Origin of the sequence: Kribbella sp. C-35 (genome assembly GCF_046549195.1) — a bacterium.
GTDB lineage: Bacteria > Actinomycetota > Actinomycetes > Propionibacteriales > Kribbellaceae > Kribbella.
In genome coordinates this window covers 249,542-269,766 of sequence record NZ_JAJPWG010000005.1, presented here as the reverse complement: position 1 = coordinate 269,766, position 20,225 = coordinate 249,542, and the positions used below count along the sequence as shown (strand labels likewise).

General features: G+C 68.7%; 18 protein-coding genes. 9 read left to right on the top strand and 9 right to left on the bottom strand.

Annotated elements, in window-relative coordinates; genetic code table 11:
• Positions 1 to 38: 38 nt before the first annotated feature.
• Complete coding sequence (locus tag ACLJOO_RS31730) at positions 39 to 614, top strand: GNAT family N-acetyltransferase (RefSeq protein ID WP_410791234.1); 576 nt, start codon at positions 39 to 41, stop codon at positions 612 to 614.
• 4 nt (positions 615 to 618) lie between these two features.
• Here the strand turns inward: ACLJOO_RS31730 and ACLJOO_RS31725 are convergent, their stop codons facing one another.
• Entirely contained in the window at positions 619 to 2,202 is a 1,584-nt protein-coding gene (locus ACLJOO_RS31725) for a DHA2 family efflux MFS transporter permease subunit (protein WP_410791233.1), read from the bottom strand.
• 319 nt (positions 2,203 to 2,521) lie between these two features.
• Between ACLJOO_RS31725 and ACLJOO_RS31720 the strand changes: the two genes are divergently transcribed.
• Together ACLJOO_RS31720 and ACLJOO_RS31715 are read left to right on the top strand one after the other, a co-directional pair.
• A complete protein-coding gene (locus ACLJOO_RS31720) occupies positions 2,522 to 3,340 on the top strand; it encodes a nitroreductase family protein (RefSeq protein WP_410791232.1) in 819 nt (272 codons plus the stop codon).
• A gap of 27 nt (positions 3,341 to 3,367) precedes the next feature.
• Positions 3,368 to 6,625, top strand: coding sequence for a BTAD domain-containing putative transcriptional regulator (locus ACLJOO_RS31715; protein WP_410791230.1), 3,258 nt, complete (start codon positions 3,368 to 3,370; stop codon positions 6,623 to 6,625).
• Here the strand turns inward: ACLJOO_RS31715 and ACLJOO_RS31710 are convergent.
• Positions 6,584 to 7,048: a DUF6328 family protein gene (locus tag ACLJOO_RS31710; RefSeq protein ID WP_410791229.1), complete on the bottom strand. Its 465-nt coding sequence runs from the start codon at positions 7,046 to 7,048 to the stop codon at positions 6,584 to 6,586. The genes ACLJOO_RS31715 and ACLJOO_RS31710 overlap by 42 nt on opposite strands.
• A 185-nt stretch (positions 7,049 to 7,233) precedes the next feature.
• On the opposite strand from ACLJOO_RS31710, the gene ACLJOO_RS31705 reads away from it, so the two are divergent.
• Positions 7,234 to 8,340 (top strand): MFS transporter, encoded by a 1,107-nt coding sequence (locus ACLJOO_RS31705; RefSeq protein ID WP_410791228.1) that lies wholly within the window; start codon positions 7,234 to 7,236, stop codon positions 8,338 to 8,340.
• On the opposite strand, the gene ACLJOO_RS31700 is transcribed toward ACLJOO_RS31705, so the two are convergent.
• A complete protein-coding gene (locus ACLJOO_RS31700) occupies positions 8,250 to 9,119 on the bottom strand; it encodes a helix-turn-helix domain-containing protein (RefSeq protein WP_410791227.1) in 870 nt (289 codons plus the stop codon). The genes ACLJOO_RS31705 and ACLJOO_RS31700 overlap by 91 nt on opposite strands.
• A 135-nt stretch (positions 9,120 to 9,254) precedes the next feature.
• Between ACLJOO_RS31700 and ACLJOO_RS31695 the strand changes: the two genes are divergently transcribed.
• Entirely contained in the window at positions 9,255 to 10,265 is a 1,011-nt protein-coding gene (locus ACLJOO_RS31695; RefSeq protein ID WP_410791226.1) for a hypothetical protein, read from the top strand.
• On the opposite strand, the gene ACLJOO_RS31690 is transcribed toward ACLJOO_RS31695, so the two are convergent.
• The 3 genes from ACLJOO_RS31690 to ACLJOO_RS31680 all read right to left on the bottom strand — a co-directional run bounded on the left by ACLJOO_RS31690 (position 10,259) and on the right by ACLJOO_RS31680 (position 13,476).
• Entirely contained in the window at positions 10,259 to 12,058 is a 1,800-nt protein-coding gene (locus tag ACLJOO_RS31690) for a pseudouridine-5'-phosphate glycosidase (RefSeq protein WP_410791224.1), read from the bottom strand. The genes ACLJOO_RS31695 and ACLJOO_RS31690 overlap by 7 nt on opposite strands.
• A complete protein-coding gene (locus ACLJOO_RS31685; RefSeq protein WP_410791223.1) occupies positions 12,051 to 12,278 on the bottom strand; it encodes a hypothetical protein in 228 nt (75 codons plus the stop codon). Before ACLJOO_RS31685 ends, ACLJOO_RS31690 begins: the two co-directional genes overlap by 8 nt.
• Positions 12,279 to 12,915: 637 nt before the next feature.
• Positions 12,916 to 13,476 carry an RBBP9/YdeN family alpha/beta hydrolase gene (locus tag ACLJOO_RS31680; protein ID WP_410791222.1) on the bottom strand — a complete coding sequence of 187 codons (561 nt, stop codon included), beginning with the start codon at positions 13,474 to 13,476 and terminating at the stop codon, positions 12,916 to 12,918.
• A gap of 124 nt (positions 13,477 to 13,600) precedes the next feature.
• Between ACLJOO_RS31680 and ACLJOO_RS31675 the strand changes: the two genes are divergently transcribed.
• Positions 13,601 to 14,047 carry an Lrp/AsnC family transcriptional regulator gene (locus tag ACLJOO_RS31675; protein ID WP_410791221.1) on the top strand — a complete coding sequence of 149 codons (447 nt, stop codon included), beginning with the start codon at positions 13,601 to 13,603 and terminating at the stop codon, positions 14,045 to 14,047.
• A 108-nt stretch (positions 14,048 to 14,155) separates the two neighbouring features.
• The gene (locus tag ACLJOO_RS31670) at positions 14,156 to 15,808 is read left to right on the top strand and encodes a DUF4091 domain-containing protein (RefSeq protein ID WP_410791220.1); all 1,653 of its coding nucleotides are present in this window, start codon (positions 14,156 to 14,158) and stop codon (positions 15,806 to 15,808) included.
• Here ACLJOO_RS31670 and ACLJOO_RS31665 read toward each other — a convergent pair.
• The 3 genes from ACLJOO_RS31665 to ACLJOO_RS31655 all read right to left on the bottom strand — a co-directional run bounded on the left by ACLJOO_RS31665 (position 15,805) and on the right by ACLJOO_RS31655 (position 17,711).
• Entirely contained in the window at positions 15,805 to 16,386 is a 582-nt protein-coding gene (locus tag ACLJOO_RS31665) for a carboxymuconolactone decarboxylase family protein (RefSeq protein ID WP_410791218.1), read from the bottom strand. The two genes, ACLJOO_RS31670 and ACLJOO_RS31665, sit on opposite strands and share 4 nt — an antisense overlap.
• A complete protein-coding gene (locus tag ACLJOO_RS31660) occupies positions 16,376 to 16,702 on the bottom strand; it encodes a hypothetical protein (protein WP_410791217.1) in 327 nt (108 codons plus the stop codon). The genes ACLJOO_RS31665 and ACLJOO_RS31660 overlap by 11 nt, the downstream gene beginning before the upstream one ends.
• Positions 16,703 to 16,784: 82 nt before the next feature.
• Entirely contained in the window at positions 16,785 to 17,711 is a 927-nt protein-coding gene (locus ACLJOO_RS31655) for a proline dehydrogenase family protein (protein WP_410791216.1), read from the bottom strand.
• Between the two features lie 118 nt (positions 17,712 to 17,829).
• Here ACLJOO_RS31655 and ACLJOO_RS31650 point away from each other — a divergent pair, with 118 nt between their 5' ends.
• Both ACLJOO_RS31650 and ACLJOO_RS31645 read left to right on the top strand, forming a co-directional pair.
• Positions 17,830 to 19,008: a PucR family transcriptional regulator gene (locus ACLJOO_RS31650; RefSeq protein WP_410791215.1), complete on the top strand. Its 1,179-nt coding sequence runs from the start codon at positions 17,830 to 17,832 to the stop codon at positions 19,006 to 19,008.
• Positions 18,995 to 20,218 carry an amidohydrolase family protein gene (locus ACLJOO_RS31645; protein ID WP_410791214.1) on the top strand — a complete coding sequence of 408 codons (1,224 nt, stop codon included), beginning with the start codon at positions 18,995 to 18,997 and terminating at the stop codon, positions 20,216 to 20,218. Before ACLJOO_RS31650 ends, ACLJOO_RS31645 begins: the two co-directional genes overlap by 14 nt.
• The last annotated feature ends 7 nt before the right edge of the window (positions 20,219 to 20,225 follow it).

Below are 20,225 nucleotides of genomic sequence, written 5' to 3'. Positions count from 1 at the left end.
TCCGACAAACGGCGCGATTCTCCTTTACGGTGAGCCGTATGAGTAGCAGCTTGGCGGTCCGGCCGTTGACGCCCGAGACCTGGCCGGCGTTCGCGGAGCTGGTCGAGGCGAACAACGGGGTCTGGGGCGGCTGCTGGTGCATGGGCTTCCACGTCAAGCTCGGCAAGGGCCGGACGGCAGCGCAGAACCGGGCGGAGAAGGAGGAGCTGGTGCGCGAACGGCGTACCCATGCTGCTTTGGTGTTCGACGACGAGCGGTGCCTCGGCTGGTGTCAGTTCGGGTCGCCGGAGGAGTTGCCGGAGATCAAGAGCAAACGTCTGTACGAGAAGAGCCTCGACGTACTGCCGGACTGGCGGATCACGTGCTTCTTCACCGGTAAGGGGCTGCGCGGACGTGGGGTCGCCCATGCGGCGCTCGGTGGGGCGCTCACTGAGATCGCCACGCTTGGTGGTGGCGTTGTCGAGGGGTATCCCGAGGAGACCGACGATCGGAAGGTGGCGGGATCGTTCCTGCACACCGGGCCGATGGCCGCGTTCGAGAGTCACGGGTTCACGCGGACGCGCGCGATCTCACCGCATCGGTGGGTCGTGACTCTCGCCGTCGGGCCGGCCTGACGGCTCAGTCGATCACAGCGTCCTTGTCGGCGAGGTGCGTCACCTCGCGTTTGCGGGGGAGCATCAAGGCCGGCACCAACGTGAGGAGCACCAGCGCCCACGCCACCCAGTATGTGTGCGCGAACGACGAGGCGGCGTCGACCAGCCCACGCGCGATCGCGGCCGGGTCGAGGTGCAGCGCGGCAACGTTCTCCGGACGGGTGTTGGACAGGATCGCCGCCTGCGTCTCGCGAATCCCGTCGCCCAGCCCGGGCATGTTCTGGGTGCCGGGGATGATCGGCGAGTCGTTGAGCTGGTTGGTGAGGATGACCGACATCGTCGCGACGCCGACCGACGACGCGATCTGCTGGCTGATGTTGAGCAGTGTCGAACCGCGCGCGACCTGAGGCCCGGACAGCGTCCGCAGCGCCGTGGTGAACAGCGGCATCATCGTGCCGCCCATCCCGAAGCCCATCACGACCAGCATGGCGATGATCGCGATGTACGGCGTGGTCGCGGTGACCTGGGTCAGCCCGAACATGCCGATCACGATCCCCGCGAGCCCGAACGGCACGATCCGGCCCACCGGTATCTTGTCGACCAGTCGTCCCGCGATCGGCATCGTCACCATTGCGCCGAGGCCCTGCGGCGCGACCAGGAGCCCGGCGTGCAGCGTGGACTCGCCGCGGATCTGCTGGAAGTACGTCGGCACCAGCAGCAGCCCGCCGAAGAACGCGGCCGCGAACAGGAACATCGTGATGATCGAGACCGTGAGGTTGCGGTCTCGGAACAGCCGCAGGTCGAGCAGCGGGTGCTGCGGCCGGAACGAGTGCCAGACGAACGCCAGCATCAGTGCCACGCCGATCAGGATCGAGACCCAGACCCGCGGCGCTGTGAAGTCACCGCCCTCGGCGGGCAGCGACGAGACGCCGAACAGGAACAACGCGAGACCCGGCGACATCAGCACGACGCCGAGGAGATCGAGCGACTCGGTGCGCTCCGCCGTGTCCGGGGCCAGCGCGCGCCAGGCGTAGACGAGCGCGATCACGCCGAGCGGCACGTTGATCAGGAAGATCCAGTGCCAGCTCGCCACCTGGATCAGCCAGCCGCCCAGGATCGGGCCGAGGATCGGGCCGAGCAGCATCGGTACGCCGAGGATGGCCATCAGCCGGCCCATCCGGTGCGGGCCCGCCGCTCGGGTCATGATCGTCATACCGAGCGGCATCAGCATGCCGCCGCCGAGCCCCTGCAGGACCCGGAAGCCGATCAGCATGTTGATGCTGGTCGCGGTGGCGCACAGAGCGGAGCCGGCGGTGAACAGGAAGATCGCCATCATGTACAGCCGCTTGGTGCCGAACCGGTCGGCGGCCCAGCCGGTCAACGGGATCACGGTCGCGAGGGCGAGCGTGTACGCCGTGACCGTCCAGGCGACCGTCGAGTAGGCGACCGGACTCTCTGGTGAGCCGAACTCGTCCTGGAACGTCGGCAGCGCGACGTTCACCACGGTGATGTCGAGAATCGACATGATCGCGCCCAGCACCACGACACCGGCGATCTTCAGCACCGCGGCGTCGATGTGGTCGGGATACTCGGTAGCGCGCTCGCTCACAGTCTGTCCCCCCTCGGCACGAAACATCCTGTGCAGACCCTACGCCCGAAACCCCACCCAAAAGCTAGCCCTTTCCCCACCCACTACACCGCGTGACGCGACCCGACAACACACCGTGCCCAACTGGTTGCCCCCAAGCCCGATCGAGTCGCGGTTCACGTGCGTCTCGTTCGGTGAGATGGGGTGGGGTTTGTGTAGTGGATCGGTAGGGTTTGGGGTGGATCGTGTCCCGGGGGATTTGTTGCCATCGGCCCCGTTCACCAGGCGGGACCGCGGGTGCCGGGGCGCGGTCCGTGCTACCAGGAGATTGAGAGATGTGATGACTGCGGATGAGGCGTACCGGCGGCGGTACGGATCGGGTACGGCGTTCGCGCCGCCGGCGGAGTGGAACGACGTACTCGCGCAGCAACTCGGGCACCGGTCGGTGCGGGCGTACCGGTCGGATCCCGTGCCCGACGCGACGTTGACGGCGTTGATTGCGGCGGCGCAGTCGGCTCCGACGTCGGGCAACCTCCAGCTGTGGAGTGTGGTGGCGGTGCGCGACGAGCAGCGCCGTACCCGATTGGCGAAGCTGGCCGGCGAGCAGGACTTCATCGCGCAGGCACCGCTGTTCCTGGTCTGGCTCGCCGACCTCGCGCGAGCGCGGCAGATCACCACCGAGCTCGGGTCGGCCACCGCCGAGGCCGCGGACTTCGTCGAAGCCGCGGTTCTGGCGTTCGTCGACGTCGCCCTGGCCGCCCAGAACGCAGCGTTGGCCGCGGAGTCGCTAGGCCTGGGAACGGTCTTCGTCGGCGCGATCCGCAACCGCCCCCTCGATGTCGCGGACGAGCTCGGCTTGCCACCGAACGTGTTCCCGGTCTTCGGCCTGACCGTCGGCCGGCCCGCCGCGTTCGAGGAGACCGCGGTCAAGCCACGTCTTCCGCAGCAGGCCGTGCTGCACCACGAGCAGTACGCGCTCGAGCCGCAGGCGGCGTACGTCGAGACCTACGAAGAGGTACTGAACGCGTTCTACGCCGACGCCGGACTCCCGGCCGGCTGGATCGACCGCGTCGCCACCCGCTTCGGCACGGTCGCGGGTTTGAAGGGCCGCGAACACCTCCGCGAGGCCCTCCGCACCCGCGGCTTCGAACTACGCTGACCTGCCCGCTTCCGTAGGATCGTGCTCGTGCCCCGGCGACAGGAGGAGCCGACGATCGGGTTCGGTGCGCTGTTACGGCGATTGCGCCAGGATGCGGGAGTCACCCAGCGGGACCTCGCCGAGCGGGCCGGCGTCAGCATCGCGGCGATCCGCGACCTCGAACAGGGCAGGACCCGGAGCCCGAAAGACAGCTCGATCGAAGCCCTCGCCAACGCGCTGGAGCTGCCCGGACCGGAAACCGAAAGCCTTCAGGCAGCCGCCAAGACGCACCGCCCGGTCGCCCTCACCAACGCAGCCGGACCGGTGTACGTCGGCGTACTCGGCCCCCTCGAAGTCCGCACCGGAGACGTCGCAGTCCCGGTCAACTCGGCTCCGCAACGGACTCTGCTGGCGCGCCTGGCCCTCGCGGCCGGTACGACGGTCACCCAAGACGAACTCGTCGATCTCCTCTGGCCAAGCCGCGCACCCGCCAACGCCGTCAACCTGCTCCAGACCCGCGTCGCCAGGCTCCGACGACTGCTCGAAACCGGCCGGCCGACGGACTCCGTCATCGTCGGAGGCTGCGCCGGCTATCGCCTGGCGCTCGATGATCTCGACCTCCTCGAGTTCCGCGAACTCACAACGGAGGCGGCACGCGCCGAGCCGGAGATCGCACTGGCCAAGCTCGCGAACGCCGTGGAGCTGTGGCGCGGCGACACCGACGTCGAGGCGATCGCTCAGAGCCCTGCTTATACGGCCGTCGTCAACGAGTACACGGCCGCCGTTCGAGGCTTCGCTGCGCTCGCACGCGACCTCGGCGAACCGGAGCAGGCACTCGAGCCGTTACGCGGTCTGTCCGTGCGGCACGAGTTCGACGAGCCGTTGCACGTCGAACTCATCCAAACGCTGGCCGCGGCGGGGCGGCAGGTCGAGGCGCTGGCGGCGTACGACCGGATCCGGACCGCGCTCGTGGAGCACCTCGGCATCGACCCGGGGGAGCGGCTCCGCGCTGTTCACCTGGAGGTACTGCGGCAGCAGACCGGTTCTCCAGCTGAGCCGTCGACGCGCGTGGTCGTCCAGCAGGCACCGTCCGCGCCACCGGACTTCGTCGGTCGCGCAGAGGAGCTGGAGACGATCCGTACGGCGCTCAGCGGCTCCAGCGGAGTGTCGTCGCGAGCCGTGCTGATCAACGGCATCGCGGGCGTCGGCAAGACCGCACTGGCCCTGACCGCCGCGCACCAGCTCCGCGAGCAGTACCCGGACGGGCAGCTGTACGCCGACCTGCGCGGCAGCGACACGACTACGCCCGCGCCGGTCCAGGTACTCGGCCGGTTTCTGCGCGCCCTCGGCGTACCAGGTCGGCGTATCGGCACGGACGAAGCCGAAGCGGCCGCCCTGCTGCGCAGCGAGCTCGCCGACCGCCGGATGCTGGTACTGCTCGACAACGCGCAGGACGCAGCGCACGTGCGGCCGCTGCTGCCAGGAGCGGGCCGAAGCGACGTGATCGTCACCAGTCGGCGGCGGATGCCGGAGTTGGCGGCCGCGGGCGTTGTGAGTCTGGAGCCGCTGCCGCACGATGACGCCGTACGGCTGATCGCCTCTACCGCGCGGACGCCTCGGCTTGATGCGGACCCAAGCGGAGTTCGTGCGCTTGTCGAAGCCTGCGCCCGGCTGCCACTTGCGCTGCGCATCGCGGGCGCACGGCTCGCCACCCGGAAGGAGTGGACCGTCGCCGATCTGGCCGACCGCCTCGACGACGGCAACCGCCGGCTCACCGAACTCAGCCTGGGCGAGTCCAGCGTGCTCAACAGTTTCCAGCTCAGCTACGCGGATCTGAGTGCGGATGCCCAGCGGGCGTTCCGGATGTGCAGCCTGCATCCCGGTGACGACTTCAGCGCCGACAGCACCGCGATCCTTCTGCGTACGTCGACGGCCGAGGCCGACCGCGTACTGGAGTCGCTGCTCGAAGCGAACATGCTCCTCCAGCACTCGAAGGACCGCTACCGGTTCCACGACCTGCTCGGCCTGTACTCACGGCGCCTCGTCGCCGAGGACCCTGAACGCGAGACCGCGCGGACCCGGCTGCACACCTGGTACGCAGAGGCCGTGACGGCCGCGATCGACTGGGCGTATCCGCAACTCCTGCGCCTCGAAGTCCACGGCGATGCGGCCGCGTACTTCAGCTCCGAGGCGGATGCGCTCGCCTGGCTGGACCACGAGCTGCCTGCCCTGGTGGCCGTCGTACAAGCCGCGGCCGGCGGGAGTACGGCGCAGTCCGGCGAGGGCGCGTTGTCGTGGCGGATCGTGGATCAGCTCCGCGGGTACTTCCTGATCCGCCGCGAAGCGGACGGCTGGCTCCCAGCGGCACAGGCCGGGCTCGACGCCGCGACCGCAGCGGGCGACGACTTCGCGCGGGTTGCCATGCTGATCAGTCGCGGACAGGCGTTGTGGGCGGTCGGACGCGACGCGGAGGCGCTGTCCGACAGCCTGGCCGCGCAGGCTCTTGCCGTCGGCGTGGGATGGAACGCGGCCGCGGCCTATCTGGCCCATGACATCGGCTGGCTGCAACTCGAACGCGGCATGCTCGTCGACGCCGAGCTCTGGATGCACCGCGCGACGGAGCTGACCGCGGACGATCAGCGCGGCCACACCCGCGCCATCGTGGTCAACGGACTCGGGATGATCCGGCTCCACCAAGGCGAACTCGCCGAAGCGGCGGACCTCTTCGCGGCCGCGCTGAAGATCAACGAGACCGGTCGAGAGACGTCGGCGCTCGCGAACCGGGGCAATCTGGCCAGCGCGTTGCGGCAGCTGGGCGAGGTCGATCGTGCGGCCGGGCTCCTCGACGAGGTCCTCACGTCGTACCGACGCCGCTCGCACGTCCGCGGTGAGTTGTCGACGCTGGACGAGCTGGCGCGGCTGTACAGCCAGCGCGGTGAGGGCACGAAGGCTTTGCGTACGGCGCTGCGTGCGCATCAACTCGCCATCGTCGTACGCGATCGCAAGGCCCAGGCGCAGACCGCATCGGCCGTCGCCGAGGCGCACCTCGCACTGGGCGACGCGGTGGCAGCCATCGACTGGATCGAAGACTGCCTGACGATCGCCCGCGCAACGTATCCCTTCCTCGAGACCTACGCCCTACTCACGCTCTCAACCGCCCAAACCCAAGCCGGCAACCCAACAGCAGCCGCCGACACCGCCACCCAGGCAGCTTCGATCGCCCACACCCACGGCTTCCACCTCCTCGAAGCCCAAGCAGCCGCCTCAGCGCTTATGTCTGATGTACGCCGGAAGGGCGAGCCATAACGTCACGAACCAGACCAGCACGCCGGCGACTGTCGCGACGGCGGCGGGGCGGGGGAGGACGACGTCGAGGGCGATCAGTACGCCGCCGCACATCGAGGCGATGAGGAGCGCCATACCGCCCCGCGCCATGCGGTCCGTGGTGGTGACGAGGCGGTCACGCAACTGGTGGCCGTACAGCACCCGATGCAGCGCGACCGGCGCCAGGAACAGCGCGACCGCCAGCGCCGCCGCGATCAGCGTGCACGCGTACACGGCATGCGTGAAGCCGTCCGCAGCATGGAACTGGTTCTGGAACGCGATTCCCAGCAAGAACGCGAACAGGATCTGTGTCCCGGTCTGCACGAGCCGCAGCTCTTGGAGCAGCTCGCTCCAGTGCCGATCGAGGCGCTCACCGGAGCTCTCGTCATCACGCTCGTACGCCACCGTTATCGGCCAGCCTTCCGTCGTACGTCGTCCTCTGGGTACCCATCGGGTGTTCTGATCAAGCGTTCGCGACGGGTGATCAACCGCGGGACGGCGGCGGGCGTGAGGCTTGGGATGTGACTTCTACGTGTGAATCGTCCGATACACGCCCTGCGCCGTCCAGGGCGCGGTCCGGGCTTGTTTCGTTGCTCGCTCTCGATCTGGGGATCTGCCTGCTGGTAGCGAGTGAGTTCCTGCCGGCCAGCGTGCTGCCGCGCATGGCCGCCGACCTGGGCGTCTCTGAAGGGACCGCCGGGTTGGCTGTTGCCGCCACTGCGATCGCCGGTGCAGTGACTGCCCCGTCGATCGCGATGGTGCTGCCGCGCGCGGATCGGCGGCTGGTGCTGATCGGGTTGCTCGCGGTGGCTGCGGTGTCCGATCTGGCGGTTGCGCTGTCGCCCGGGTTCGCGGTGGTGCTGCTGAGCCGCCTGATCCTCGGCATCGCGATCGCGGGCTACTGGTCGTTCGCGTTCGGCGCTGGTGTTCACGCCCTTCCGGGCCGCGAGCGGTTGGTGTCGACCAGCTTGTCGGTCGGGGTGAGTGTCGCGACGATCGTCGCCGTACCGCTGGCGTCCATCGGCGCGGACACCGCCGGATGGCGCGTCGTCTTCGGGGTGGCGGCCGCGTTGACCGTGCTGAGCCTGCTGTTCCTGGTACTGGTGTTCCCGACGGTTCCTGCGCACCCGGCAGCAGGCCTGGCCATGATGCGGAGCGCGTTGCGCAATCCGCTGCTGATCGCGGGCCTGGTCATGATCGTGTTCGCCGCGCTCGGCAACTTCGTCGCCTACCCGTACATCCGGCTGGCCATCATGCGCGTGGCACCGGATGGTTCCGCCTGGCTGCTGCTCGTCTGGGGCCTGGGCGGACTGGTCGGCAATCTCGCAGCTGGCGCGTTGTCGTCACGGTTGCGGCTCGCTTCCGCCGCAGCGCCGCTGTTGCTGTCCGCGGGCCTTGCCGTGACGGGCTATGCCGTCGGCGTCCCGATGCTCGCGGCGGGCGTGATCGTCTGGGGGCTCGCGTTCAGCATGATGCCGGTCGTGACGCAGCTGTGGGTTGCGGGTGCCGAACGCGAACACACCGAGTCGGCCATGGGCCTGCAGGTGACAGCCTTCCAGACGGCGATCACCATCGGCTCAGCCGTCGGCGGCGCGTTTGTCGACGGTCACGGCGTCGCGGCGACGCTCGTGCTCGGGGCGGTCTGCGCAGCCGTCAGCGGGATCGGGTTCGCGGTGCTGCGCAATCCCGGTGCCTGAAGGGTGTTGGCTCTCCATGACTGCGGCGACAGTCCGTGCTCGGCGGCGAACGCCCGGCTGAAGGCCGCGATCGACCCGTAGCCACAGCGGGACGCGACGGCCTCGACCGGGAGGTGGGGATCGGACAGCAGGTTCCGGGCCGCGCCCATGCGGACCTCCCGCAGCATCCGGACCGGGCTACGACCGAGTGCCTTCTGGAAACGCGCGCTGAGCGCGGACCGGGACAGGTGCACGAGACTCGCGAGCGATTCGACGCTCCACTTGCTCGCCGGGTCTGCGATGACCGCTTCGAGAACGCGAGTCACCAGCGGGTCGGTCTGCGTGTCGGAACCCTGGTCCGCCAGCCAGGAGTCCGTCATCGCAGCACCGACGAGGTTGCCGTAACCGTCCGCAAACACGGAGGCACGGCAGGCACCCTCGAGCGGGCAGCCCCGGACGAGTTCGGCGACGCCCGCATGCCGTTCCGCGAACCCGCGAATCACCATCGGACTCGGGACGGGGTACGTCGCGACTGCCACCCGCAGGTCCGCGACCGCAAGCTCGGCGCGAGCATCTGTGGTCACGACGAAGCCGGTCCGCGAGTCGAGCCAGGCCGCGTCACCACGCGCGAGCTGGGTAGTGCCGGCCGCTGTCCCGAGGTTCGCCGTACCGCTGAGCACCAGGAACCAGAGCGGTCCTGGCGAGGTCAGCGACGCCGTACCGACCAGGAGCCGATGCGTCAGTTCGCTCAGGTCGAATCGGGCGGTCGTGGGTCGTCCGCGAAGATCAGATTCAGGCACAAACACAGAACAGCCCGGCCCGCCCTGCGTATTCCCCGGGTAACGCGACTCAGGGAGAAGTCGTGAGCCGGGCCCTAGCGGCGTAACGTTTTCAGGTGAGGGATCCGCAGCAATCCATCACTAAGGACGCCGCCCATGCTGAGAGTTCTTCGTGTCCTGCTGGTCGTGACCTGCCTCGCCGGACTGGTGACGCCGGCCGAGGCGACGACAACCGCCGCATCGGATCCGGCACGCGCGGAACTGCGCGGCATCGTCGAGAACGTCGCCGGCGCCACCGGGAAGCGGTACGGCGTGAAGGACGACGCCGGTCATGTGATGGACACCGTGAAGATCATCCAGGACTCGACCGGTGGTTACCTCGCGGTCTCGCACCACCTGGCCGGTGACGGACACTTCCGGGTGAACCTGGCGACGTCGTCGGATCTGCTCAACTGGCACTGGGTCCGCGAACTCGCCGGCAGCAACACCGGGCCGGCATCGCAGCCGACGATCGTCCAGGCTTCGAACGGCGGCTTCGTCCTCGCGTGGGAACAGGAACAGCCCGGCGGCGGCAACAACCACCTCGCCTTCCGGTACTTCGCGAATCGCACCGATCTCCTCGCGGGACAGGTCAGCCGCGCGTACGACGCACCTCGCCGGCTCTCGTCGTGCGCGGAAGGTACGCCGAACATCTACAGCGTCACGTTGTCGCCCGACATCGACCACTCGACGATCGATGTCGGCGGCCACTACTGGTGGAACTGCGACCGCGACCGCCAGCAACGCGGAACGCTGACCAACTTCACGTCCTGGTCCACCGCCGCGCAGCCGAACTTCGACAACGCCCTCCTCTACTGGGGCGTCAACGGCAACATCGGCGACCGTGACAACACGACGTTCCGCGGCTACAGCTTCGGGCTGATCGAAGGCCAGTACACCAAGGGCGACTTCGGTTCCTGGCGAACCTTCGTGTACGACTACCAGACCGGCAATGCCGACCGTACGACGATCTCCACCGACGGCGGCAGTACGGCGTTCGCGAACCCCACCATCACCAACCTGAAAGCCCCGAACGGACAGCCGGCGTTCGTGATCACTCTCTTCATCCCGAGCGAAGGCGCCGCATCCGGCGAATCGGGCGAGCTGATCTACTACAAGACCTACTGAGTCAGCGCGACGGCGATCCGGGCTGCGACGGCGGCGTTGTTCCGGGCGAGTGCGAGGTTGGCCGGGATGCTCTGCCCGTCCGTCTCCTTCTCGATCCTCGCGAGCACGTACGGCGTGACGGCGGGACCGACGACCCCCGCCTCTGCGCTCGCCTCCAACGCAGCCGTCAGTACGGCGTCGATGCGCGCGGCTGGGATCTCGTCGTCGACGGGAATTGGAACTGTCAGCAGTACGCCGGTCTCCGGCCTTGCGCGGAAACGGAGTACGTCGCACACCACTCGCTCGGCGTCGACGCGGTGCGGGATCGGCAAGCCGCTCGAGCGCGTGTAGAAGGCGGGGAACCAGTCGTGTTGCCAGCCGAGGACAGGTACGCCGGCGGTCTCGAGATATTCGAGTGTTCGCGGCAGGTCGAGGAATGCCTTGGCGCCGGCGCAGACGGTGATGACCGGGTGGTTGGCGATCGCGTCGAGGTCGGCTGAAACGTCTCCGCTGAGTTCTGATCCGCGGTGGACTCCGCCGATGCCACCGGTGGCGAACACCGAGATGCCGGCGGCGTGGGCCAGGGCGACTGTGGCCGAGACTGTGGTGACGCCTACGTCCCAGCCTTGTGCTTGCGCTACGGCGAGATCGCGTTCGGCGACCTTGCGGGTGCCTTGCAGTACTCGTTTCTCTTCGTCGCTTGAGAGGCCGAGGTGGGCCTGTCCGTCGAGGATCGCGGCGACGGCCGGCACCGCGCCGTGGTCTCGCACTGCTTGTTTGCAGAGTTCGAGCGCGTCGGCGTTGGCCGGGGCGGGCAGCCCGAGGTTGGAGAAGATCGTCGACTCGAGGGCGACGACTGCGCGGTGCTCGGCCAGGGCTTGGGCCACGTCGTCGGACAGGATGGGCTCAATCACGCGCGATTCCGTTCTCGTCGAGGTCGTGGACAGCGTGGGCGGCGTGGACAGCGTGGCGCCGGGCTCGCGGAGAACCCGCCTGGCCAGGGTATGGCCCGCCTTGACCGCTTCGACGGCGTCGGCGTCATCGAGTACGGCGTACAGAAAGCCTGCCGCGAACGCATCGCCCGCGCCGGTCGTGTCACGTACCTCGTCGACCGGGGGGACCGGGACAGTTGTCGAGGTATTGGCATGGATCTCTGTGGGTTCGACGCCGTTCTTGACGACAACCGTCGTACCGGAGCCGGCGAGGTCGCGCAGGGAGCCGACGTCAGCTTCGATGCCGTTGGCAAAGATGTACGTCGGTTGCAGCATGCTGATCAGGTCGCGGAATTGCGCGGGCCCTATGGAGTCGATGAGTGCGATCGAAGACGCGTCGATGGTGAGGATCGCACCTTCTGCATGTGCGATGTGCGCCGCGCGGCGGAGGACGGACAGGGATGGGCCGACGAGGGAGTACGCCGACAGGTGGACGACTCTCGCGCCGGACAGCCAGTGGTCAGGTACGTCGGCCAACTCGGCTGCGGCGGCCCGATCCGGGTACATCGTGCGTTCGCCGGACGGGTCCACGATGATGACGATGGTCCCGGTCCGCCCCTGCCGCTGGACCCTCACGTCAACCCCGGCCTCGACCAGATCCCGCACCAGAGCCGCGCCGACCACGTCATCCCCAACCCGCCCAACAAACCGCACCGCCACCCCAAGCCCGCCGGCAAAGGCAGCAACGTTGGCCGCCGCGCCCCCACGCGTCCGACAAACCCGCGCCGGATTGTCAGTCCCCGCCCGCGCCACACCCGCCCCCCAAACCACCACATCCTCAACAAGATCCCCAACACACAAAACCCCACGCCGATCACCCACACCCACCACCTCCCACACCACCTCCGGCACCACGTCCCGCACTACCTCCGGCGCCAAGGTCCGGCGCCACCTCCAGCACCATCGCTCGCGCGGCCTTCCGCACCACCTCCCGCGGGACCTTCCGCGCCGCCATCTCCGGCGCGACCGCCCGAGCCGCCACCTCCGGCGCGACCTCCCGCGTCGGCACCTCCCGATCTACCTGCGGCGCGACTGTCCCCACCGTCTGAGCCGACGCTACGAGACCCCACCGCCCCAGGCGACCCCGCGGCATGTCGACCCCGCCGGCTGCTGGCCCGCTCGACCGACGATGACGGGACTCCAGGTGCGGGCTACGACGTGGGAGCGCGACTCCAGCCGCCGGATACGTCGGCACCTTCGCCTCACTCGGCTCCTGTGGCGCATGTGTGGGTGGCTGAACCGGGAGTAACCGGATGGCTGGCCCACGGCACACAGGAAGGACCCGGGCACGGGACTGGTTATCCCCTCGTGTTGGGGGTTCTCCCCTCGCACACCAGCAGAGAACCCCCAACCCAAGGGGATAACCCGCCGCTTGACGGGGGTTGCCCGTTCGGCTGGACGGCTGCCGACTGAGTATGCGAGGGGGCGACCCTTCAGTGGACTGGGCAACCCCTGCCCGGCGATCGGCGATGCCCGGACGGTGGGGTCGCCGACGGGAGCAGCGCGACGGTGGGGACCGGAGACAGTAGCTGGTGTGGGGACGGGAGTTGGCGGGGTGGTGGGGACCGGACGTGGCGGTGGGGACGGGACGTGGTGGGTGGGGACGGGACGTGGTGGGGGGCAGGACGTGGTGGGTGGGGATAGGACGTGGTGGGTCGAGTCGCGGGATGCGGGCAGCGTCACGCAGGTGTCGGACCGGAGAGGCCCAGGAGGCCGTTGAGGAGTTTGCGGCCGAGGGGCCAGTCGGCGAGGTTGGTGGTGGAGTTGAGGTGGCCGGCGTGGTCTACCAGGTGGCAGTCTGCGTTCCAGGCGCTGGCGAAGGTGGTTGCGCGTTCTGGGGTGCAGTACGGGTCGTCTGTGCTGGCTACCAGGAGTGCGGGGCAGGGGAGTGGTTGCGTCAGGACGGACTGGAAGGTTCCGGCGCGGTCGGAGGGGAACGTCGGGTGCTCAGGGTCCGGCGGTGCCACCAGTAGCGCAGCTGCGGCCGACCCTCCCGCAGCGAACCAAGCGGCAGCGGCCCAGCAGCCGAGGCTGTGCGCCACCAGCACCACGTCATCGTCCCGAGCGCGAGCATCGTCGTACGCACGCTGAACCGCGGCGACCCAGTCGTCCAGCTCGGGCTCGGTCCACGACGCCGGAACGATCCGGACGGCGCGGTCGCCCCAGGACTCTTCCCACCGGCTTTGCCAGTGCACACCGTCGGAGCCGTCGATGCCCGGGAGGATGACGAACGCTGTCACTGCAGACCTCGCTTTCACTTGTGCAACCCACGACCGTGGGGAGGCTTGAGGCTCTGAGTGTGTTCGAATCAACAGGCTCACGACAGCGTGGCAAGTGATCACAAAGACATTGGCGGCGACAACCATGGAATCACTCGACGAGATCGACCGGCGGATCCTCGCCCTGCTCCAGGCCGAGGGCCGGCTGACCGGCGCCGAGCTCGGCCGCCGGGTCGGTCTGTCGCAGCCGGCCGCGAGCGCGCGCGTCCAGCGGCTCGAGAAGACCGGCGTCATCACCGGGTACCGAGCGATCGTCGACCCGGCCAAGCTCGGGCTCGGCATCACCGCCCACATCAGGCTGCGCACCTCGCACGCCCAACTCGAACAGGCCCTCGCGCTGGCCGCCCGGACCCCCGACATCACCGCGATCAGGAGGGTCACCGGCGAGGACTGCCTGCTCTGCGACGTTCATTGCTCCGACGCGCGACGCCTCGAGACCATCATCGACAGCCTCGCCCGCTTCGGCCCGGTGACCACGGCCCTCGTCCTGCACGACTACTCGGCACGCCCCTTGACCCCGGCCCCGGAGTGAGCGGCGCCGCGAGACAACGGTTGTGCGTTGATGCGCGAATCTGCATCATAGATTCCACTATTACGCATGAGTGTCGGACGACGTGCTGGTCGGAAGGAGTGGTCCGAAGTGACCGCCAAGTGGGAGTTCGTGCTCTGCGACGCGCTCGCGAAGGTGCACCCGGTGCGGGACCCGCGCCCGGTGTCCGCCGAAACTCGGTTCCAGGCCTTCCTCGGTGAGCCTGCGTCGTTCCAGCTCGCGTACCGCCCTCCGCTCGAGCCGAAGTTCCGCGACCCGCGCCCGCTGCAGGTGCGAGTCGAGGGTGCGGCGGCCGACCTGGTCGCCGTCTCGAGCGTGGACCTCGTGCCTTGTGCTTTCGTCGCCCTCCCGGGCCACGACGACGGCTACGAGTTCGACGAGCCCGGCCTGTACCCGGATGTACTGCGCCCGGTGCCGAACGGCGAAGCTCCGGTGCGGTTCGGCAGCTGGGCAGCGCTGTGGTTCGACGTCACCACGACCGATCCGGCGCGAGCCGGCGTACATGAACTCACGATCGTGGTGACCGCGCGCGACGGCTCCGAGCTGCACCGTACGCCGGTCTCCGTCGAGATCACCGGGATCGACCTGCCGCCGCTCGACATCGTGTCGGGCCACTGGATGCACCTCGACTCGCTTGCGGACCACTACGGCGTCGAGGTGTTCAGCGAAGAGCACTGGACCATCGTGGAGCGCTTCATGGCGTCCGCGGCCGAGATGGGTGCGACGTCGTTGCTGGCGCCGGTGTGGACGCCGCCGCTCGACACTGCGATCGGCACGTACCGCACCGTTGTGCAGTTGATCGACATCATGGCGACCGGCGACGGGTACGAGTTCGGGTTCGATCGGCTGCGGCGGTGGCTCGAACTGTGTCGGCGTACCGGGATCACTGGGGTCGAGGTCGCGCATCTGTTCACCCAGTGGGGCGCTAAGGCCACGCCCGGCATCGTGGTCGGCGAGGAGCGCGTCTTCGGGTGGGACGTGCCCGCGACCGACGTACGGTATCGGGACTTGATGGAAGCGCTGCTGCCGGCGCTGCAGGCAGTGCTCGACGAGGAGTGGGATCGCGACCACGTCGTGTTCCACATCTCCGACGAGCCGTCGGGGGAGGACGGTCTTGCGAGCTACCTTGCGGCGAAGGCCGTCGTCGCCGACCTCCTGAAGAGCTGGACGGTCGTCGACGCCCTGAGCGAGTACTCCTTCTACACGTCGGGTGCCGTGAAGGTGCCTGTCGTCGCCACCGACCATGTCGAGCCGTTCCTGGCCGAGCGGCCGGAACGGATGTGGGTGTACTACTGCGTCAGCCAGGACCGCGACGTCGCCAACCGGTTCATCGGGATGCCTTCGGCGCGGAACCGTGCGATCGGGCACCAGTTGTTCGCGTCCGGCGTGGACGGGTTCCTGCACTGGGGCTTCAACTTCTGGTACACGTGGCACTCGACCCGGCGGGTGGATCCGTTCGCGGACACCTCGGCCGGCGGCGCCTTCCCGTCCGGCGACCCGTTCGTCGTCTACCCAGGACCGGACGGTACGCCGTGGCCGTCACTCCGTCACCGCGTCTTCGCACAGGCGATGTGGGACCACCGCGCCCTCCAGGCAGTCCGCGCGGCCCACGGCAACGCAGCAGCCCTCGACCTCATCGACCCCGACCGAACCCTCCGCTTCAACCGTCCGGTCCTCGACCCGGACCACTACTACAAAGCCCGCCAACGCATCACCAACGCCCTGACAACCCAAGGCGACTAGCGGTAGCCGCGTTTGAGGAGGTACTTGGCTCCGGCTTCGTAGCCTTTCGGGGTGAGGAGCTCGAAGCCGAAAGCGTCGGCGAGGCGGCTGGTGGTGTTGAACGCGGTGCAGACCGCGAGCGCGTCCTTGACCTGCTCGGGCGAGACGCCAACAGCCAGGACCTCACGTACGTCGTCGCTGTCGACGCGTCCGTCGCGGATCAGCTTTCCGAGCATGCGCAGCGTTGCTCGTAGCGGCTCATCGATCGACGCCGATTCCAGGTTGTCCAGGATCGCCGCCACCCGCGGACCGTCTTGATACGCAAGGCTTGCGGTCGCAGTGTGGGCGCCCACGCAGAACGCCGACTGGTTGAGTTTGGACACGTACGCCGCCATCAGCTCGCGGTCTCCGACGGACCAGTCGGACGGCCCGCGCAGTGCTTCGTGGGTGAACTCCTTGGCCGGGTTGCCGTAGAAGTCGGACCGGTAGAAGGTCAGCTTGGCGGCGTCCGGAAGCGGCTGCCCGGAGAAGAGCCGGATGAGCGCGAACATCAACTTCGTTCCGGGTCGGTAGCCGTGGTTGAGGATGTCAAGATGCATGGCCCGGCGCCTCCTCGGAGATCGCTTCGGCGAGGGCCGCCAGTCCGGCGTCGTACAGGCGGGTCGAGTGACCGACCGCGGCGCAGATCACCAGCTCGAACACTTCGTCCTCGGTGCAGCCTGCTACGGCCAGGTCCGTCGCGTTGACGCGTACCGGCGTACTAGTGATCTTGCTGATCAGTGCGCTCAAGGGCGGGGCGAGTCCCTCGTCGTTGAACGCACGCGAGCGCTGCTCCGTAGACGCTTTGCCGTCGCCGGTCAGGATTCGATCCACCAGCGCGCGGTGCGCTGCCCGTTTCGTGTCGTCTTCCAGCACCGTGCCGTCACCTCCTCGGCGGACTCGGCTGTCCGCCCTCAGGGGTATGACGATCAGCGCACCACGAAATGCGACATCCGCGCTACTTGGTGACGAGGGAGCGGAGCAGGAAGCCGACGTTGGCGGGGCGCTCGGCCAGGCGGCGCATGAAGTACCCGTACCAGTCGTCGCCGTACGGGACGTAGATGCGCACCCGGGAACCCTGCGAGCGGAGCTGCTCCTGCACGCTCGGCCGGATGCCGTAGAGCATCTGGAACTCGAAGTCGTCCTGACCCTTGCCGTGCTGCGTCGCCAGCGCCTGGGCGATGGAGATCATCCGCGGGTCGTGACTGGCGATCATCGGGTAGCCGAGTCCGGCCATCAGGATGCCGAGACAGCGGGCGTACGCGCGGTCGACGTCGCTCTTCGCGGGATGGGCGACCGACTTCGGCTCGGCGTACGCGCCCTTGACGAGGCGGACCCGCGACCCGATGGTGGCGAGGTCGCGGCAGTCGGCCTCGGTGCGGTACAGCATCGCCTGCAGCGCGACGCCGACCGACGGGTGGTCCTTGCGCAGCTCGGCCAGGATGCTGAGCGTGGAATCGACCGTGGTGTGGTCCTCCATGTCGAGGGTGACGGTCATGCCGGCGTCGGAGGCCGCGGCGCAGATCGCGTGCGCGTTCTCGGCGGCCAGCGCCTCGCCGTCGCCGGGCAGCGCCTGACCCATCGCGGAGAGCTTGAGCGAGGCCTCGGACCTGGTCGCGAGTCCCTGATCGGCCAGCTGCTTGATCAGGGTGAGGTACGCGTCCCGGGTGGCTTCCGCTTGGGCGCGGTCGAGTGTGTCCTCGCCGAGGTGGTCGAGGGTGACGGCGAAGCCGCCGGAGGTCAGCCGGCGGGTGGTGTCGACGGCGGCGTACACGTCGTCGCCGGCGATGAAGCGCGTGACGACCTTGCGCGTCACCGGGGACTTGGTGACGGCGGCCCGGACGCGACGGCTGCGGGATGCGGCGAGCAGAGCGGTACCAAGCACGGCGGACTCCTCCTGGTCAGGATGTGAGTGCACTGTAAGGACCGTCACGCCTCGCCGGCCTTATCCAGCTGACAGATCCGGTGGCGCAAATCGTCATACATATGTCTAAGCTGCTCCTGTGGACCTCGATGACCTGGTCGGCGCGATCTCGGACGCGTTCGGTACGCCGGCTGTGCTCGAGGACCGCGACTTCAACCTGATCGCGTTCAACACCCAGCCGGACGAGATCGACGCGGTCCGGGCCGGGTCGATCCTGCGGCGGCGTTCGACGGCCGACGTCCGGAGCTGGTTCGAGCAGTTCGGCATCGCGACCGCGGCCGGCCCTGTCCGCACGCCGGCCGAGCCGAGCCTCGGCATCCTGCCGCGGCTGTGCCTGCCCGTCCGGTGGAACGGCGTGACCTACGGATACTTCTGGCTGCTCGACCCCGAAGGCGGATTGGGTACGCCGTCGCAACTCGAAGCGACCGCTGCGATCGCACGCGACGCGGGTGCTCTACTCGCTCAACGGGCCCGCGGTAGTCGCGATGCGTCCCTCCTGCTCACGAATCTGCTGGCACCTGACGACGCGGTCTCGGCGCGAGCGGTCGAGGAGCTCGACAGTCGCGGGCTCGTCCAGCGGACGGCGTACGTCGTGGTCGTCCATGCGGAACAGCCGTCGCGCGAGGTCGTGCCGCTCAATCTCTGGTCACTGCCGCGCCATGTGCTCGCGACCTCGGGCGAGGGCTTCACGACGTTGCTCGTCGACCTCGCGAACGAGCGGATGTCCCTGATCGACCAGGCGATCGACCGGCTCCGGCAGCTGCACGCCCAGCGCCTCGGAGACCAGGCCGCGGCGCGCCTACTCGTCGGGGTCGGTGAGCCGCAGCGCGGTCTCACCCACGCGCGGACCAGTCACGAACAGGCTCGTCGCGCCACCAAGATCCTGGCCGCCGTGCCGCGTCTCGGTGCGGTTGCTCATTGGTCGCAGCTCGGCGTACACCGACTGATCTCGTGCGGTCCGCGGTCGGCCCTGGTGCACGCCGTACTCGATCCGCGGGCGCAGCGGCTGCTCGACGCGGGCGGTGAGCTGGTACGGACGGCGCAGGTCTTCCTGGACCGGGCCGGCAACATCCAGGAGTTGGCGACGGAGCTCGCCATCCACCGGCAGACGGCGTACTACCGGCTCCGCCGCATCGAGACCATCACCGGCTTCGACCTCCACCGCGGCGAGGACCGCCTGACCCTGCACCTCGCCCTGACAATGGCACCACTGCTCCAGCCCACCGGATCTGAAGGAGAACGACGTGCTGGTCAATAACGGCAGCTCTGTTCGAGGCACGCTCATCGTGACCAATGCGACGGTCTTCGACGGCGAGAATGCCGAGCTCGTCGACGGGCCGGTTGCGGTCCGGGACGGACGGATCGTCGCGGTCGGGGACACAGGGGACCTTGGGGACGGCGCCATTGTGGTCGACGCCGAGGGCGGCACCGTGCTGCCTGGGTTGATCGACGCGCATTGTCATCCGTACGGCATCAGCTTGGACATGGTCGACATCGAGGCGAGCCCGCTGAGCTACATCGCGATCGTCGCGGCCGGGCGGTTGCGCAACGCGTTGCGGCGCGGCTTCACGACGATCCGCGATGTCGCCGGTGGCGAGGCGGGGCTGGCGAAGGCGATCGCCGAAGGTCGGCTGGAGGCGCCGCGGTACCTGTTCACCGGGCCGGCGCTGAGCCAGACCGGCGGGCACGGCGACGCGCGGCCGGCGCACTGGGACACCTGTCCTTGCCACAGTCACACGACCGAGGTCGTCGACGGGGTGGACCCGCTGCGTCGCGCCGTTCGCGAGCGTTTCCGGCAGGGCGCGCACGCGATCAAGATCATGACGTCGGGCGGCGTCATCTCGCTGACGGACCCGATCCGGATCCCGCAGTACTCCGAGGACGAGATCCGCGCCGTCACGGCCGAGGCTGCGCGGCGGGGGAGTTACGTCGCGGCGCATTCGTACTCGCCGGAAGCGATCGTGCACTCGGTGCGCAACGGCGTACGGTCGATCGAGCACGGCAACCTGCTCGACAGCGCATCGGCCGCAGCGATGGCTGAGTACGGCGCGTTCCTGATTCCGACGTTGGCGGCGTACGACGCGATCGACCGGCGCGGCGTCGAACTCGGGATGGCTGCGGTGTCGCGGGCCAAGAACCGTGAGGTGCTCGACGCAGGTCGGCAGGCGATCGAGCTCGCCGTTGCCGCGGGGGTCCCGGTTGGGTTCGGCACCGACCTGATGGGGGAGCTGGAGGAGGAGCAGCTCAACGGGCTGCGGCTGCAGAGCGACGTGCTCGGCATCCTCGACACCCTGCGCTGCGCGACGTCGGTGAACGCTCGCCTGCTCGGGCTGGACGACCTCGGCGTGGTCCGGCCCGGGGCGATCGCGGACCTTCTCGTAGTCTCGGGCAACCCGTTGGAGCAGCCTGAATGCCTGTGGGATCCAGCCGCGCAACGGATCGTCATCCAAGGCGGACGCGTCGTTTAGGAGATCC

Excerpts from the sequence above, each read along its gene's own strand:
- ACLJOO_RS31730 (WP_410791234.1), top strand. The coding sequence starts at position 39 with ATGAGTAGCAGCTTGGCGGTCCGGCCGTTGACGCCCGAGACCTGGCCG.
- ACLJOO_RS31720 (WP_410791232.1), top strand. The coding sequence starts at position 2,522 with ATGACTGCGGATGAGGCGTACCGGCGGCGGTACGGATCGGGTACGGCG.
- ACLJOO_RS31675 (WP_410791221.1), top strand. The coding sequence starts at position 13,601 with ATGGAATCACTCGACGAGATCGACCGGCGGATCCTCGCCCTGCTCCAG.
- ACLJOO_RS31665 (WP_410791218.1), bottom strand. The coding sequence starts at position 16,386 with ATGCATCTTGACATCCTCAACCACGGCTACCGACCCGGAACGAAGTTG.
- ACLJOO_RS31695 (WP_410791226.1), top strand. The coding sequence starts at position 9,255 with ATGCTGAGAGTTCTTCGTGTCCTGCTGGTCGTGACCTGCCTCGCCGGA.